The 14,020-nt window shown below is 35.1% G+C and carries 17 protein-coding genes and 1 tRNA gene; 15 read left to right on the forward strand and 3 right to left on the reverse strand.

Annotated features, from left to right (window positions below):
* Window positions 1-9: 9 nt before the first annotated feature.
* From C231_RS0100755 to nth, 5 genes are all read left to right on the forward strand, one after another.
* Complete coding sequence (locus C231_RS0100755; protein ID WP_018658747.1) at window positions 10-2,745, forward strand: helicase C-terminal domain-containing protein; 2,736 nt, start codon at window positions 10-12, stop codon at window positions 2,743-2,745.
* A gap of 122 nt (window positions 2,746-2,867) precedes the next feature.
* The gene (locus tag C231_RS0100760) at window positions 2,868-3,353 is read left to right on the forward strand and encodes a cell wall elongation regulator TseB-like domain-containing protein (RefSeq protein ID WP_018658748.1); all 486 of its coding nucleotides are present in this window, start codon (window positions 2,868-2,870) and stop codon (window positions 3,351-3,353) included.
* Window positions 3,354-3,397: 44 nt separating this feature from the next.
* Window positions 3,398-4,693, forward strand: coding sequence for an asparagine--tRNA ligase (gene asnS / locus C231_RS0100765; protein WP_018658749.1), 1,296 nt, complete (start codon window positions 3,398-3,400; stop codon window positions 4,691-4,693).
* 24 nt (window positions 4,694-4,717) lie between these two features.
* A complete protein-coding gene (locus C231_RS0100770; protein WP_018658750.1) occupies window positions 4,718-5,458 on the forward strand; it encodes a DnaD domain-containing protein in 741 nt (246 codons plus the stop codon).
* Window positions 5,436-6,092, forward strand: coding sequence for an endonuclease III (gene nth, locus C231_RS0100775; RefSeq protein WP_018658751.1), 657 nt, complete (start codon window positions 5,436-5,438; stop codon window positions 6,090-6,092). The genes C231_RS0100770 and nth overlap by 23 nt, the downstream gene beginning before the upstream one ends.
* A 124-nt stretch (window positions 6,093-6,216) precedes the next feature.
* Here the strand turns inward: nth and C231_RS0100780 are convergent, their stop codons facing one another.
* Both C231_RS0100780 and C231_RS0100785 read right to left on the reverse strand, forming a co-directional pair.
* Window positions 6,217-6,621, reverse strand: coding sequence for a hypothetical protein (locus C231_RS0100780; protein WP_018658752.1), 405 nt, complete (start codon window positions 6,619-6,621; stop codon window positions 6,217-6,219).
* Window positions 6,622-6,715: 94 nt separating this feature from the next.
* Window positions 6,716-8,395 (reverse strand): Rqc2 family fibronectin-binding protein, encoded by a 1,680-nt coding sequence (locus C231_RS0100785; protein ID WP_018658753.1) that lies wholly within the window; start codon window positions 8,393-8,395, stop codon window positions 6,716-6,718.
* Between the two features lie 154 nt (window positions 8,396-8,549).
* On the opposite strand from C231_RS0100785, the gene C231_RS0100790 reads away from it, so the two are divergent.
* From C231_RS0100790 to C231_RS0100810, 5 genes are all read left to right on the forward strand, one after another.
* Window positions 8,550-8,990 (forward strand): MarR family winged helix-turn-helix transcriptional regulator, encoded by a 441-nt coding sequence (locus tag C231_RS0100790; RefSeq protein WP_018658754.1) that lies wholly within the window; start codon window positions 8,550-8,552, stop codon window positions 8,988-8,990.
* A gap of 18 nt (window positions 8,991-9,008) precedes the next feature.
* Complete coding sequence (locus tag C231_RS0100795) at window positions 9,009-9,626, forward strand: DUF1510 family protein (protein ID WP_018658755.1); 618 nt, start codon at window positions 9,009-9,011, stop codon at window positions 9,624-9,626.
* Window positions 9,627-9,633: 7 nt separating this feature from the next.
* Window positions 9,634-10,848 (forward strand): YcjF family protein, encoded by a 1,215-nt coding sequence (locus tag C231_RS07500; RefSeq protein WP_018658756.1) that lies wholly within the window; start codon window positions 9,634-9,636, stop codon window positions 10,846-10,848.
* Window positions 10,849-10,866: 18 nt separating this feature from the next.
* Window positions 10,867-11,319 (forward strand): Fur family transcriptional regulator, encoded by a 453-nt coding sequence (locus C231_RS0100805; protein ID WP_169333931.1) that lies wholly within the window; start codon window positions 10,867-10,869, stop codon window positions 11,317-11,319.
* 80 nt (window positions 11,320-11,399) lie between these two features.
* Window positions 11,400-11,487 (forward strand) — tRNA-Ser (locus C231_RS0100810).
* A gap of 63 nt (window positions 11,488-11,550) precedes the next feature.
* On the opposite strand, the gene C231_RS08815 is transcribed toward C231_RS0100810, so the two are convergent.
* Window positions 11,551-11,811: a tyrosine-type recombinase/integrase gene (locus C231_RS08815; RefSeq protein ID WP_083912478.1), complete on the reverse strand. Its 261-nt coding sequence runs from the start codon at window positions 11,809-11,811 to the stop codon at window positions 11,551-11,553.
* Between the two features lie 23 nt (window positions 11,812-11,834).
* Here C231_RS08815 and C231_RS0100815 point away from each other — a divergent pair, with 23 nt between their 5' ends.
* The 5 genes from C231_RS0100815 to C231_RS0100840 all read left to right on the forward strand — a co-directional run bounded on the left by C231_RS0100815 (window position 11,835) and on the right by C231_RS0100840 (window position 14,009).
* Window positions 11,835-12,035, forward strand: a complete 201-nt coding sequence (locus C231_RS0100815; RefSeq protein ID WP_018658758.1) for an LSm family protein — start codon at window positions 11,835-11,837, stop codon at window positions 12,033-12,035.
* A gap of 194 nt (window positions 12,036-12,229) precedes the next feature.
* Window positions 12,230-12,667 (forward strand): polymorphic toxin type 50 domain-containing protein, encoded by a 438-nt coding sequence (locus tag C231_RS07505; protein ID WP_026314271.1) that lies wholly within the window; start codon window positions 12,230-12,232, stop codon window positions 12,665-12,667.
* Window positions 12,661-12,801 carry a hypothetical protein gene (locus tag C231_RS08505; protein WP_018658759.1) on the forward strand — a complete coding sequence of 47 codons (141 nt, stop codon included), beginning with the start codon at window positions 12,661-12,663 and terminating at the stop codon, window positions 12,799-12,801. The genes C231_RS07505 and C231_RS08505 overlap by 7 nt, the downstream gene beginning before the upstream one ends.
* Before the next feature lie 304 nt (window positions 12,802-13,105).
* A complete protein-coding gene (locus tag C231_RS08820; protein ID WP_425386740.1) occupies window positions 13,106-13,366 on the forward strand; it encodes a DUF7674 family protein in 261 nt (86 codons plus the stop codon).
* Window positions 13,367-13,775: 409 nt separating this feature from the next.
* Entirely contained in the window at window positions 13,776-14,009 is a 234-nt protein-coding gene (locus tag C231_RS0100840) for a hypothetical protein (RefSeq protein ID WP_018658762.1), read from the forward strand.
* Window positions 14,010-14,020 lie beyond the last annotated feature (11 nt).

Raw genomic sequence — 14,020 nt, forward strand, 5'->3', positions numbered from 1 at the left:
GGTGAAAGAATGAATCCAGAAATCACTTATGCCATTGTAGATATTGAAGCAACAGGCTCCAGCATGAATTCCAATGAGAAAATAATTCAATTTGCTTGTGTCTTATATCAAAATGGGAAAATATTACAAGAATTCGATACTTTAGTGCAACCAGAACGATCCATTCCACCTTATATTACTCGCCTTACGGGTATTTCTAATCAAGATGTGAAAGGTGCTCCATATTTTGAAGAAATAGCACCGCTTATTGCGATGATCTTACATGATACTGTCTTTGTAGCCCATAATGTAGGGTTTGATTTCAAATTTTTGAATGAACAACTTGAAAATTATGGTTTTCCTGCACTTAAAAACAAAGCGATTGATACTGTACAACTTGCCCAGATCTTATGGCCCCAGTCACCCAATTATGCATTAGAAGATTTAGCTGAATTGCTGGAAGAGCCTTTTGATCATGCGCATAATGCTTTATTTGATGCAAGAATGACTGTTAAATTATTGCATGCAATGTGGGAAAAAGCAGTTCATCTACCTAGTGTTACCTTACATGAATTGAGTCGATTATCGAATGATCTTATCTTTGATACTTCTGATTTCTTCACTGATGCACGTGCTTTCAATGAAAGTTGTGATGATGATTTTAAAGTTGTTGATCATCTTGCTTTCGCACCTTATGAATATCCACTTATTCATCGTGTGGTACCACGTGATTATCCGAAAGAAAAAGCTGAAAAAGAAAAAATATTCCGACCGCCTTTTGAAAAAAGGATAAATCAATGGCATATGATGGATCTGATATATGAAAATTTTTCTAAAAAAGAAGGTACTCCAATTGCAATTGAGGCACCAGCAGGGATTGGAAAGACTTTAGGATATTTATTTCCGATGAGTTTTTTTATTGATGATAATACGCCACTCATTATTAGTACACAAACTACGTTGCTTCAAGAACAAATTAAAAAAACGATCCATTATCAATTAAATCCTTTGACGGGATTTGATTTTGAAGTTGCGATCGTTAAAAGTGCGAACCATTATTTGAACGTTGAACGTTTTGCGCAGTGGATCGCAAGAATTGATGCCAATGATCGCTCTGCTTTTAGTTGTATGCGTATTTTGGTCTGGCTGACAGAAACCTATACGGGAGATATTGAAGAAATTGGCTATGGAAGCGAGAAAGAATTAGAACTTTGGGATATGGTTACTGGTGAGTCTTATTCAGGCATTAATCCGTACTGGAGTCAAGTTGATTTTTTAGCACGTCGCAGATGGAAAATTAATCATGCACATATTCTTGTAACTAACCACACCTTTTTATGCCATGATTGGTCCAGTGAGTATCCACTTTTGAAAAGTGATACGCTAACTATTTTTGATGAGAGTCATCATATGCCAGATATCGTCTTAAAACAGTCATTAATTCAATTTGATGCATATAAGATGGATCAGTTATTGAATCATTTGTTAGAAATCATTGACGAATTCAGTGTTCGTAATCGAATGAATCCAGACGAGTATCATCAGGTGAACTTTAATTTGAAATGGCAATTAGAAGCTTTTTCAATTTATTTTGGAACATTTGAAAAATATTTAACGAAATTACCTTTAACACAAAAGCGGAATGGTCGGCACGAGTATGATGTGAATATGATAGATCAAACGCTTGACCAAAAAAGGCTGTATCGGGAAATTATTAAGAGTGGTACATCATTACTAAAAATTATAAATAAAGTATTGAAACGTCCTATTAAAAATGAATATCATTATCGTCAACATCGCCTATATATCCAAAATAAATTAATCAAAATATGTGAACAATATCAGCAGTATCTTTACAATTTCCGTGAAATATTTTTAGCACACGGTGCAGATAAATATCAGCGCTGGCTAAGTGTTATAACAATGGATCATAACTCAAGACTTGTCTTTAAAATGGCAAAGACGGACAAAAATCATTTACTTTTTGAACGACTTAAAGCCAATACTCGTCAGATTTATACGAGCAGTTCGTTGAGCAAGGGGGAGAGTATCGCTTATTTAGCGGATAGCCTGAGACTGACTGATTTAGCATTTTATCGTGTGGATAGTGAATATTGCTACTTTGAACAGTCGCTAGTCCTATTACCAGACTCCGCTTTATACCCTAAAAAATTAGTGGATGATTATGCAAAAGATATTACTTGTCAACTTGAAAAAATATTAATGCATACTCATCGCAAGGCATTGGTGCTATTTCAATCGCTAGATTTAATGAATTGTGTTTATGATTTATTGATAGAACGAGAAAATCTTCAACATTATCAACTACTAGCGCAAGGAAAATCAGGAAGCCGTTTGCGTATATTGAAGCGGTTCAAACGGAATAAACCGACTTTATTATTAGGTAGTCATTCATTTAGTGAAGGACTTGACCTGCCTCATGACCAGCTCGAGGTGATTATATTACCACGACTGCCCTTTGATTCACCTGAATTGCCAATTTTTGAAATTTATGAACATGCGATGTTAGACAAGAACAAGAGATTTAAAGAAATTTTATTACCGCGTGCCGTTATGCGATTAAAACAAATATTTGGACGGCTCATTCGCTCTAAAAAAGATAAAGGCTTGTTAATTATTTTGGATAAACGCTATCAAACAGCCCGTTATAAGAAATCATTTATTCAAGCAATCCCGTCTGACACCCCACAGATTGTTCAAACGCTTGATACAATGCATCGAACCATTGAAAAATATTTTAAGTAAGCATCTTTTAAAAGATGCTTATTTTTTTATATTCTCTTCACTTAATATGTATTAAGTTTAAATTCAATGCAATTTTTGATATAATAAATCAGATATCTTCAAAGGAAATGAGGCGTAGCGAATTGAAATTAAAAGTAAAAAGAATAATGATCGCACTAGTAATTACCTCGGCGATACTTTTAATTTTTTTCTATGGTCAGATTAATCGTGGAATACGTCCGCTCAATCAGGCCCGCGATGAAACAATTGCTCTGGCTAAGGCTAAAGCAGGATTGAAAGATGCGAAAGATTTCTATTGGTATAATGGCACTGAGACATACTTTACATTGCTAGGATCCGATGAAGAAGATGAGGAAATATATGTCATTGTCAAGCAAAAAGGCGGCGACATACTCACCTTAGCTGTGGATGAGACATTATCGAAATCAGATGCAATCCAACAGACGATTTCAGAATGTAATCCTCAAAAAATATTAGAAGCGCGTATCGGTGTAATTGATGAAGTGCCGATATGGGAAGTGAGTTTCTTGAGTAAAAACAATCGACTTGGCTATTATATTATCCAATTAGAAGATGGTCAGTGGTTACGCACATTAGAAAATATTTAAATGATCATGATAATTAATTTAAGATAAAGATAAGGGGTAATAAGATGGAATATATACGTATTATTGATTCAAAAGATTATGTTGAACAAAAAGTTCAAATTAAAGGATGGGTTGCGAATAAGCGCTCCAGCGGGAAAATCGCTTTTTTACAGTTGCGCGATGGGAGTGCTTATTTCCAAGGAGTGGCTTTAAAAAGTCAACTTGGAGAAGCACTTTTTGATGCAATTACTCATTTAAATCAAGAAACAGCTGTTGAAGTAGTTGGCACAATTCAAGAAGATGGACGTTCAAAATTCGGTTATGAGATCCATATTGAAGATCTAAAAGTGTTGGGCGACTCCGTTGACTATCCAATTACTCCCAAAGCACATGGTACAGACTTTTTGATGGATCATCGTCATCTATGGCTAAGATCTTCTAAGCAACATGCTATTATGCAAATTCGTAATGAAATAATTCATGCAACTTTTGAGTTTTTCTATGAACGCGGTTTTGTGAAAATTGATGCTCCTATTTTGACAGGAGTTGCTGGTGAGAATACAACTGATTTGTTCGAAGTGGATTATTTCGGAGATAATGCTTATTTAGGACAGACAGGTCAATTATATGCTGAAGCAGGTGCAATGGCTTTTGGTAAAGTGTTCACTTATGGACCAACTTTTCGTGCAGAAAAATCAAAAACACGCCGCCATTTAACGGAATTTTGGATGATTGAACCTGAAATAGCTTTTTGCGATCATGAAGATTCATTGAAACTTCAAGAAGAATATGTGGCCTATTTAATTCAGCATGTTCTCGATCATTGTGATTATGCTTTGGACGTTCTAGGAAGAGACCGTGAAGTTTTAAAACGTTATACACAACTTCCATTCCCAAGAATTACATATGATGAAGCGATTGAAATGTTACAAAAAGCGGACTTTGATGTTGAATGGGGAGCAGACTTTGGATCTCCTGAAGAAACATATATTGCTGAACATTTTGAAAAACCTGTCTTCATTATGAATTATCCTAAAGCGATTAAAGCCTTTTATATGAAAGATCATCCGGACCGTGATGATGTCGTTTTATGTGCTGACCTGATTGCACCTGAAGGATATGGTGAAATTATCGGAGGTAGCGAGCGTGAGACAGACTATGATATTTTACGTGAAAAAATTATTAACTTTGGACTGAATCCTGATGATTATGATTGGTATTTAGATTTACGCCGATATGGTTCTGTCCCACATTCAGGTTTTGGATTAGGACTCGATCGCTTTGTGACTTGGGTGACTGGAAATAAACACATTCGCGAGTCGATACCATTCCCACGCCTTCTCAACCGCTTGTACCCTTAATATTACAAGAAAGAAGCGATTATTGTGGATTATTCCTTATTTCATCAGTGGATGGCTGCCGGGACTGTAGATATTCCGGCGCATCTGCTTTTCGATTATAAAAAAATTGGATTAACCGATGATGAATTGGTTTTTATTTTATTTATTAAATATGCACTTGATCATGGGGATAAATTTCCTGATTTAAAAGCAATCAGTCACTATATGGGCCGCGATTTGGAAGAGATCTATCAATTAATCCAGAACCTTTTGGAAAATAAGAATTTAACGATCCAAACGGTAAAAAATAGTGAAGGCAAAGATACCGACTTATTTTCGCTTGAGTTGCTTTGGGAGAAATTATTCATGCTGCAAACTCACCAAAAAGAGCATCAAGAACAAGATGACCGCGTACAATTACAAAAGAAATTATATAAAATGTTCGAAGATGAATTCGGTCGTCCATTATCACCTATTGAGATGCAGACTTTGTCCATGTGGTTATATGAAGACCATTATACTCCTGATATCATTGCATTAGCGCTTAAAGAAGCAGTACTAGCTCAAGCTTATAGCTTTAAATATATGGACCGAATATTGTTAAATTGGCGCAAAAAAAATATCACAACAAAAGAACAAGTAGAGGCGGAAAGTCGAAAATTTAGACAATCCAAAGTGGAATCTTATGCAACAGATGAAGCGACTGGTTATTATGATCCAGTTCCTTTATTTAATTGGATCAAGCCGGGAGAGGATGCTTCTGATGAGCGAACGACTTCTAAATAAAAAAGAAACAACAGAACTTATTGAAGCAATGGGTGTATTATTTCCAGAATCTAAAGCAGAATTGAATCATAAGAATTCATTTGAGCTTTTGATTGCAGTTATTTTAAGTGCGCAGACGACAGATGTTGCGGTAAATCAAGTGACAGACAAACTATTTAAAAAATATCCAACGCCACAACAATTAGCGGCGGCAGATCTTAAAGATTTGCAACAAGACTTGAAAACAATTGGACTATATCGCAACAAGGCGAAATTCATCAAAGAAACGGCAAAAAAATTACTTCAAGATTATAATGGACAAGTTCCACAAACAAGAGAAGAGTTACAAACATTGCCTGGTGTCGGAAGAAAGACAGCAAATGTTGTGCTAAGTGTAGCATTTCACATCCCAGCGATTGCAGTAGATACACATGTTAATCGTATAAGTAAGAAATTTAAGATTGCAGCGGAAGATAGTACTTTTGAAGAGGTAGAACATGCTTTAATGGATAAATTGCCAGAAGACTTGTGGAGTATCGCCCATCATCGCTTAATATTTTTTGGCCGCTATCAATGCCCAGCGCGCAAACATGATCACCAAGAATGCATTGCTAAAATTGAAAAAGCAAAAGCGAAATTAAAAAAGAATATTTAATTCAAAATAAAACCCCCGAAAGTTAGAGTGTTACTCTTTTTCGGGGGTTAATTTTGTTACGTTGAATAAGATGGAAGAGAAGAGTATTTGTTATAAAATATATCGTAATGGGTGTGATACATGCTTACTCTTTTTCTGATTGATCTTTGCTAAGAGGTGTTATCCTATATTGGTTGCTATCCAAATCTTCCAATAAGTCATCGTCAATTAATTCAAATGAAAAAAGTACCTCATTATCATAAATGACAAGATAGCGTTCATCTTCATCTTTAAATTTTATATTTTTATAGGTCCCATCTATCTTAGGCTCTGTCATTTCTTCAGGATTTTTAACGACGGGCGGTATATAATCATTTTCAGCATACATATCATTATTGACAAAAGTCACTTTGTCAGGCCCATTTCCAGAAACTTTATTGAGCATGGTACCTTTTAGAAGATCACTAGCTGCTGAGTGATTAGAGCATGCAGATAAAAAGAAAATAAGACTAACAAGTAGTAGAGAAGATAGTAACTTTTTTATATTCATCTAAAACGCCTCCTTTTAATATATTCACTATAAGTATACTAAAAATTGGGGGGGATGGAAGCGTTATCTTTAAGTTGCTTTATAAGTAAAAAAATTATTTTTTGCGGCGCATTACTTTTTTTTCAATTGGTGTAACAAATAATGTACGTTGCTGGTCATATGTTACAAAACCAGGACGTGCACCATTGGGCTTATGAACATTTTTAATTTGCGTGATGTCAACGGGGACGTTGCTTGATTGACGATATTTACTAAAATAAGCAGCAATTTCAGCGGCTTCTATCATCGTTTGTTCGCTCGGATGTTCATCAACGATAACAACATGACTGCCTGGAATATCTTTGCTATGAAGCCACCAATGATGGGAATTTGCAATGTTGTTTGTTAGTTGATCATTTTGATAATTATTTTTTCCGACACGAATTAAGGTACCATCCGTTGCTTGATATTCATCATAAGGCACTTTTTTAGGAGCTGTTGAACGCATCTTTCTTGCTTTTTCTTTTAAAAAACCTTCAGCAATCAATTCTGTACGAATTTCTTGAATTTCTTCCAAATCCGCATGATAAAGGGCAGATTCGACCGATTGTAAATAAGCAAGGTCCTGTTGGGCTTGATTTAATTGTTGGCTTGCATAATTTTTTCGATTTTTTAATTTTTGATAGGTAGAAAATAATGCTTGAGCATTTTGTGCAGGGGTTTTCTGTGGTGCTAATTCAATTGTGAGTGGTTCATTATCTTGATAGAAGTTAGGCAATATGACAAATTCAGCACCTGCTTTCACCTCATGTAAAAAAGCAGTCAACACTTCTCCTTTAATTCGATAAGATTCTTTATCATGAGTAGTTGCTAATTCATCTTCAATCTTAACAATTTTACGCTTCATTTTCTTTATTTCATTTTGTAGCGTTTGAGAAAGATCGTGGAAGCGTTGCTTAGTCAAGGTAAGCCGCTGTTGCTGACGATAGAAGTGGTCTAGCATCTCGCTTAAAGATGGATATGGCATTTTTTCTCCTTCCATTTGACCGAAAGGAATTGCCGAAAATTGTTGTGTATTGTCTTTATAGGCAATTGTCGGCTGAAATGGCGGATTATCATGTGCCACTATAAATGCTTTGAAAATATGTTCATCTGATGTCGAATGTGTCCGAAATTGCCAGACGATTTCACGTGCAGAATCAGCGCCTAATCCTTGAAACGTTTTTTGCAATGTATTCCATGAAGGACTCTCACTGAATGGCCAAGAAAAATCATCGAATGGATTAATTTTATCTTGTGTTGGGGGCATTTTGTAAAAAGCGCCTGGTAACAATGTCCGGTAAGAGTTCTGTGAAATAGGAATATGTCGAATTACTTCTAATATTTTGTTCGATTCATCGACTAAGATTAAATTGCTATGTCGCCCCATAATTTCCAAATGTAGCTGATATTGTGCAGGATCTTGCAACTCATTATAGCCTGAAAAATAAAAAATAACATGCCGATCATTTTGAACTTGTTGAATGTCCACTAAAGTAGTACGTTCTAAATATTTACGCATAACCATAAGAAATTGCGGTGCTTTAATAGGGTTATCATATTTTTCTTGTGTCAACTGCATACGTGCGCCAATTGGATCGGCCACAAGTAATAGCTGATAATTCTTTCTCTGATGACGTATACGTAAAATAAGTTCATTATGATAGGGTTGATAAATTTTTGAAACTTTTCCATTTAAGATTATAGGCTTAATTTCATTAATTATTGCATGTAAAAATATTCCATCAAATGACATAATAAAACTCCCTTCAGCTAAAAGTATACCATTCCTTATCATTTATTGTTAGACCATATGATAATTGTTTAATTGATATAAAAAATATGATATAGTTGACTCATGCAAATATAAAGTTTGACTATCAAACTAAAAAGAGCAGGAGATGATTATCATGAGCAAAACGGTCGATATAAAAGCCTTATTAAAACAAATGGAAGAGGTGGCCATTTCATTTGATGCCGCAAAAAAAAGAATGCTTGCCAAAGAAAAATTAAATGCATCCACCATCTACCTCATTTCAATTATTGGAGAAGATACACTTACATTGAAACAAATAACAGAACGTGCACAGTTAGATAAATCAACTGTAAGCCGTCAAATGAACACTTTAGAAAAATTACAATTAGTCGAAAGAAAAGCAGGGGAAGATAAGCGATTTGCCTTTTTTAATTTAACATCTGATGCTAAAATGCATTATAATAATTATATAAGATCTTTTACGGCCTACCTTAATCAGACGCTCATTGCATGGAGCGAAGAAGAAAAACAAATGCTTCTCGTCCTTTTAGGGCGCTTGGATTATAGTTTGCACCAGTCCATGAAAGACAATTAATGGAGAGATGATGAATTTATGAGTAAATCAAGTAAAGAAACACGTATGGGACGTGCCGAAAATCGCCAAGGAGATTCAGGGATCAAATTAGATTCTATCTATTATAAAGTGGTCGCTGGTCTATTGGTAATTTTGGCTTCTCTTATTATATATATTGTATGGCAGGACTTTTCCGCCAATACATCCAAAGAACCTATAGATGACCGAAATACTGACGTTCAAGAACAAAAAGATGCCTCAGACTCTGATCAAGAACAAGAAAATCAAGATGAATCTTCACAAGAAAGTGAATCATCAAAAGAAAATACTAAAAAGCAAGTAAAAAAAGAAAAAGCAGAGCATCACACACCCAAAAAAGAAAAAATTACTGAGGGCGTTGAAAAAAATGCACCGCTTGATGAAACACATGAAGTCAGTTATGAAGAAGGATCCAGTGACATGAATGAAGTACTAAAATTATCCAAACAAGTAACGGGGTTGGGAGAGGATATGTATCCTGTCTGGATTGGAAATAATGGCCCTGGAAAAGTGCAGGCGACCGTTTCAAGCCAGGATAACTCGAAACAATTTGTTGTCGATTTACAATTTGGCGAAGGCACGTGGCACGTAACTAATGTAGAGCAAGTATCTGAATAGGGAGTGGATGGTCATTTTAGATCATGAAAGAGCAGCACGTCATTTACTTGAACAAGCAAATGATGAAATTAGTAAAATGAAACCCCTACATATTTTGTTAATTGGCAAGAGTGGTGTAGGTAAATCGACACTTATCAATTGTCTATTTCGTGAAAATTTGGCAACGACAGGAATAGGCAAACCTGTCACAAAGCATCTCATAAGAATTGAAAAAGAGAATGTCCCTATTGTCCTATATGACACACAGGGATTAGAGCTGGATGAGATGATTCAGGATAAAGTGAAAAATGAAGTGTTCGATGCAATCGCAGCCCAACGCGGAACAGATGATGATATTGATGTCGCATATTATTGCATTCAGTCAATGAGTAATCGTATTGAGAGTATTGAAATAGAATGGACCGAACAACTTGCTAAAAAGATGCCAGTGCTATTAATTCTAACGCAAGCTATTGGAACTCAGGCTGAAGCATTTATTACCTATTTGAACTCGCTTAATCTTCCAGTTTCTGGTATCCACCCCGTACTAGCCAAAGATTTTCCCGTTGATGATAATTACACCATTCATTCATTTGGTCTAATGGAATTAATAGACAAAACATGGCAAGTCATTCCAGAAGATACAAAAAAGTCTTTTAATAATGCGCAACAAGTCGATTTAGATAGAAAAGTCAAAGCCGCCGAAAAATGGTCTCGAAAATATATCGCAATGACATTTGGTGTCGGCTTTACGCCGATTCCATTTTCAGATGCATCCGTACTCGTCCCGATGCAAATCACCTTGCTTGCGCATATCACAGCGATTTTTGGAGTTCCAATAGAATATTCAACGGTTGTTAGTATTATTGCAGCCGTAGGAGGGACTGGATCAGCAACATATTTAGGAAAAAGTATCGTTTCTAATGCTTTTAAATTAATTCCTGGTGTAGGAACAGTTGTTGGAGGCTTTATTAGTGGTGTAACTGCAGCTATCATTACATCGGCACTTGCGAAAAGCTACATTTCTGTATTAAAATTAATAGCAGAAAGTAATCGCTCGGGAAATGGCTTAACGCCTAAAACAATAGTGAAATTAGTCCAAATAGAATTTGAAAAACGATTGAAAGCTGAAGCAACAACATTAAAAAAAGAAAGTCACACATTAAATATGACAAATAATCGCCCTAATAAAAAGACAATTCGTGAAACGTTGCGCCATATTTTCAAAAGAAATAAAAACTAGTGCGCATGATACTTATGAATGAAAGGACTGTTGTCTGTGGAAAATAAGAAAAAAATAGAAGAATATATTCAAATTCTAAGAGACAACAAAATTCGTGTAACAGATCAACGTGTTGCCATTTTAAATTATATGATTGAAAAAGAATCGCACCCGACGGCACGTGAAATATATGAAGCGTTAAAAGATGATTATCCAAGTATGAGTGTTGCGACCATTTACAATAATTTAGAAATTTTTGTGGCATTAGGTTTTGTGCTTGATCTGCATTATGGAGCAGAATCAGCGCGTTTTGATCTTACAGATTGTATGCACTATCATGCCATTTGCGAAAAATGTGGAAGAATTGTCGACTTTAATTATCCAAAGCTTAACCAAGTAGAACATGATGTAGCGGAATTGACTGGTTTTGAAGTGCGTAGTCATCGTCTAGAAATTTTTGGTGTATGTCCAGCTTGCCAAAAAAATAAATAGAAAAACAGCTTGCATTCATCAGTAACACTTGTTAAAATATTCCTTGTGGCGTTAATTATATTAAAGCGCAACTTTATTTTGGAGAAGTGTCCGAGTGGCTGAAGGAGCTCGCCTGGAACGCGGGTAAACGGTAATCCCGTTTCGAGGGTTCAAATCCCTTCTTCTCCTTTTTAATATAAAAGGGAACAAACATTCCCTTGTTAAACGATGGGTAAGAATAGCTATACACCACTAATTTATGAAGTTAGCGGTGTATTTTTTGTTATGAGAAAAGAATAAAACGAAATAGAATATAAAATCATTTTCTTGTTCTTCAAATTCTTTAATGAGATGCGAATAAGTATCAAATGTAATTGATGTGTTTGCATGTCCTAATCTCTTAGAAATGTATTTAATGTTAGCTCCTGCATAGAGAAGCAACGAGCAGTGGGTATGTCTTAAATAATGAAAATTAATAGGTTGGATATCTGCACGTTTGCATGCTTTATTAATAGCACTATAAAGAGGTGATTAATATGGATTTTATGAAATATATGGGGGAAAAAATAAAAGTGGTTTCTAAGAGCGGAATCGTACAGGTTGGAAAAGTTATTTCCTATACTGGTAAGCAAGATACTGAAGGTGGAAAGTACGATGAGTTAACTATAGAAACTAAAGATTATCCATACATGTCTTTTAATGAATCAGAAATCAAGAGTATAAAAGTGATAGAATAGAAGAAAGAATAGAGTTTAGTGATGAACGAAATAAATTTAACTTTAGCTATTCTCAGTTTGGAAAGAAAGCTAAAAAACATATAAAAGATTTTAATCTTGATGTAAAAAATGAAACTGTAGATAAAAGGTTACTTAAGAATTACCGTAAAATCCTTGGCAGAGAGGTACCTAGAAATCTTTCAAAGTTCCAAGAATTGAAGTATAACAAGCTTGAACAATGGATACAGTTACAAGACCATTATTATGTAAAAAGTAGGTTAGAAGATGGAAGATGGACTTCTGTCATAAACCCAGAAAAACAAGCGCCACATATGGAGTCTACGGCAGGGAGCAATAAAAGCTATTTCTATGATGGCGTAAACGTTCAAGAGCTGTTCGATAAATATGCAGGAACAGGGACAGTCATCAAGAGAAAAAGCAGAAGAACGTGGGTAGAAGTTGTTGATGTTACAGATGACAGAAAAATAGGAGTGGACATATATACAGGAAAACATGCAAACGCATTGTCAATTCACTACTCAAAAAAAGAACACATATTGTTCCAACCTATTTTGAAAAGGAGGATTAAAATGGATATTAGAAAATATGATGGAAAAAAGTATCTGTCCTGTCAAGAGAGGGCGTTTTGTTGACGGGGATGGCTAAGTATATAAATACAGAAAACAATGATAACTTAGGCTCGGTTTTATGGGTCAGAAGTCAACAAGCAATTTATGAGTTTTCTCCTGAAGATATTGAGGAGATTACAGAAATAGAAAAGCAATAACACCTCCAAGGAAACTTGCGGGTGTTTTTTAATGTCTTTAATTTATAATCTAAGTACAAAAAATGATTCATAGTTTTCTGATAAAATAGTGTTTGCAATGACATCTAAAAAAATCATTACAAAAAGAATTACCTCCAAAGGGCAGGCTTTACTTGGAAAAGAATTAGAAAAGTTAATGGAGTTGGATCAATGATGAATTATGAAAATTTAATAGAAGATGTATGCAAGAAGTTTAACGAAGTTAGAGTTCTTTGTGAAAAAGAATTTGAAAGGGGAGGTCTAGATTCTAATTCTGGCCCCCATACTGTCCCATACTGTATTTAGTTTTGTTTTTGTTCCCATATTGAAGCGCGCAATATGCAATGACGAAGTTTTAGCAAAAGAAATGTTTAACTATTTAGAGGAAATGGAGAATGCGGATGATGGATATGTTTCCGAAGTTTCTGAATTTACTGTTTTGGAAGAAATAGCCGATGAATTTAAAGATATTGCGATTAAAGGTTATATGGGCCCTGAGACTTTGAAAGCTTTTAAATTAATTAGGCGATATATAACGGGACCATAAAAACCGCAAATCTGGGCATGATGTATTGTGTCGCCCAAGAGGGCAATTTTTAATGTACGCCCGACATAGTGGACATTTAGAGCGCTTTTTTAAAGAAACATCTTGAATTAGTTTGGGATGAAGATAGCGAGTTGATTCCAACAAGATAGCACTTAACTGTAAACGTTAGGTGCTATTTTTATATTCAAAATAATGTCAGCACTCTTATATGTAGTGGCTCTTTTTATTGTCCAGAATGACAGTAAACTAGCTCATGCCCAAGAATAAATGGAAATTCCAACTGTGGTACCAACCATAATAAAAAGAGAGGGGAGAATTGTCAAAATAGAACGATTGACATAAGGAAAACAGTGTTCAGCTGCCAAGAGTGTGCTATAATATCTTCATTGAATATAGAAGTGGGGATAATATGTATCATAAAACATCAAATATCTTACTCATTTTAGGGATACTTATTACAATGGCTGGAGGTTATGTATTTACCTTTGATCAGTTGATTGGTGGTCTTGGAATGGCAGTTGGTATTTGGAATATTTATAAAGGTTACCGTTTGAAAAGTAATCCAGTGCCATATATGATTGAAAAACATGAGCAACAAAAAGAAGAGAAGCTCCGCCAAATGTTTAAAGATAACAAAAAATAACTCATGTGATG

Source organism: Allofustis seminis DSM 15817 (assembly GCF_000374325.1).
GTDB classification, from domain to species: domain Bacteria; phylum Bacillota; class Bacilli; order Lactobacillales; family Carnobacteriaceae_A; genus Allofustis; species Allofustis seminis.

Excerpts from the sequence above, each read along its gene's own strand:
- C231_RS0100755 (WP_018658747.1), top strand. The coding sequence starts at position 10 with ATGAATCCAGAAATCACTTATGCCATTGTAGATATTGAAGCAACAGGC.
- asnS (WP_018658749.1), top strand. The coding sequence starts at position 3,398 with ATGGAATATATACGTATTATTGATTCAAAAGATTATGTTGAACAAAAA.
- nth (WP_018658751.1), top strand. The coding sequence starts at position 5,436 with ATGAGCGAACGACTTCTAAATAAAAAAGAAACAACAGAACTTATTGAA.
- C231_RS0100780 (WP_018658752.1), bottom strand. The coding sequence starts at position 6,621 with ATGAATATAAAAAAGTTACTATCTTCTCTACTACTTGTTAGTCTTATT.
- C231_RS0100785 (WP_018658753.1), bottom strand. The coding sequence starts at position 8,395 with ATGTCATTTGATGGAATATTTTTACATGCAATAATTAATGAAATTAAG.
- C231_RS0100790 (WP_018658754.1), top strand. The coding sequence starts at position 8,550 with ATGAGCAAAACGGTCGATATAAAAGCCTTATTAAAACAAATGGAAGAG.
- C231_RS0100795 (WP_018658755.1), top strand. The coding sequence starts at position 9,009 with ATGAGTAAATCAAGTAAAGAAACACGTATGGGACGTGCCGAAAATCGC.
- C231_RS07500 (WP_018658756.1), top strand. The coding sequence starts at position 9,634 with ATGGTCATTTTAGATCATGAAAGAGCAGCACGTCATTTACTTGAACAA.
- C231_RS0100805 (WP_169333931.1), top strand. The coding sequence starts at position 10,867 with ATGAAAGGACTGTTGTCTGTGGAAAATAAGAAAAAAATAGAAGAATAT.
- C231_RS0100815 (WP_018658758.1), top strand. The coding sequence starts at position 11,835 with ATGGATTTTATGAAATATATGGGGGAAAAAATAAAAGTGGTTTCTAAG.
- C231_RS0100840 (WP_018658762.1), top strand. The coding sequence starts at position 13,776 with ATGTATCATAAAACATCAAATATCTTACTCATTTTAGGGATACTTATT.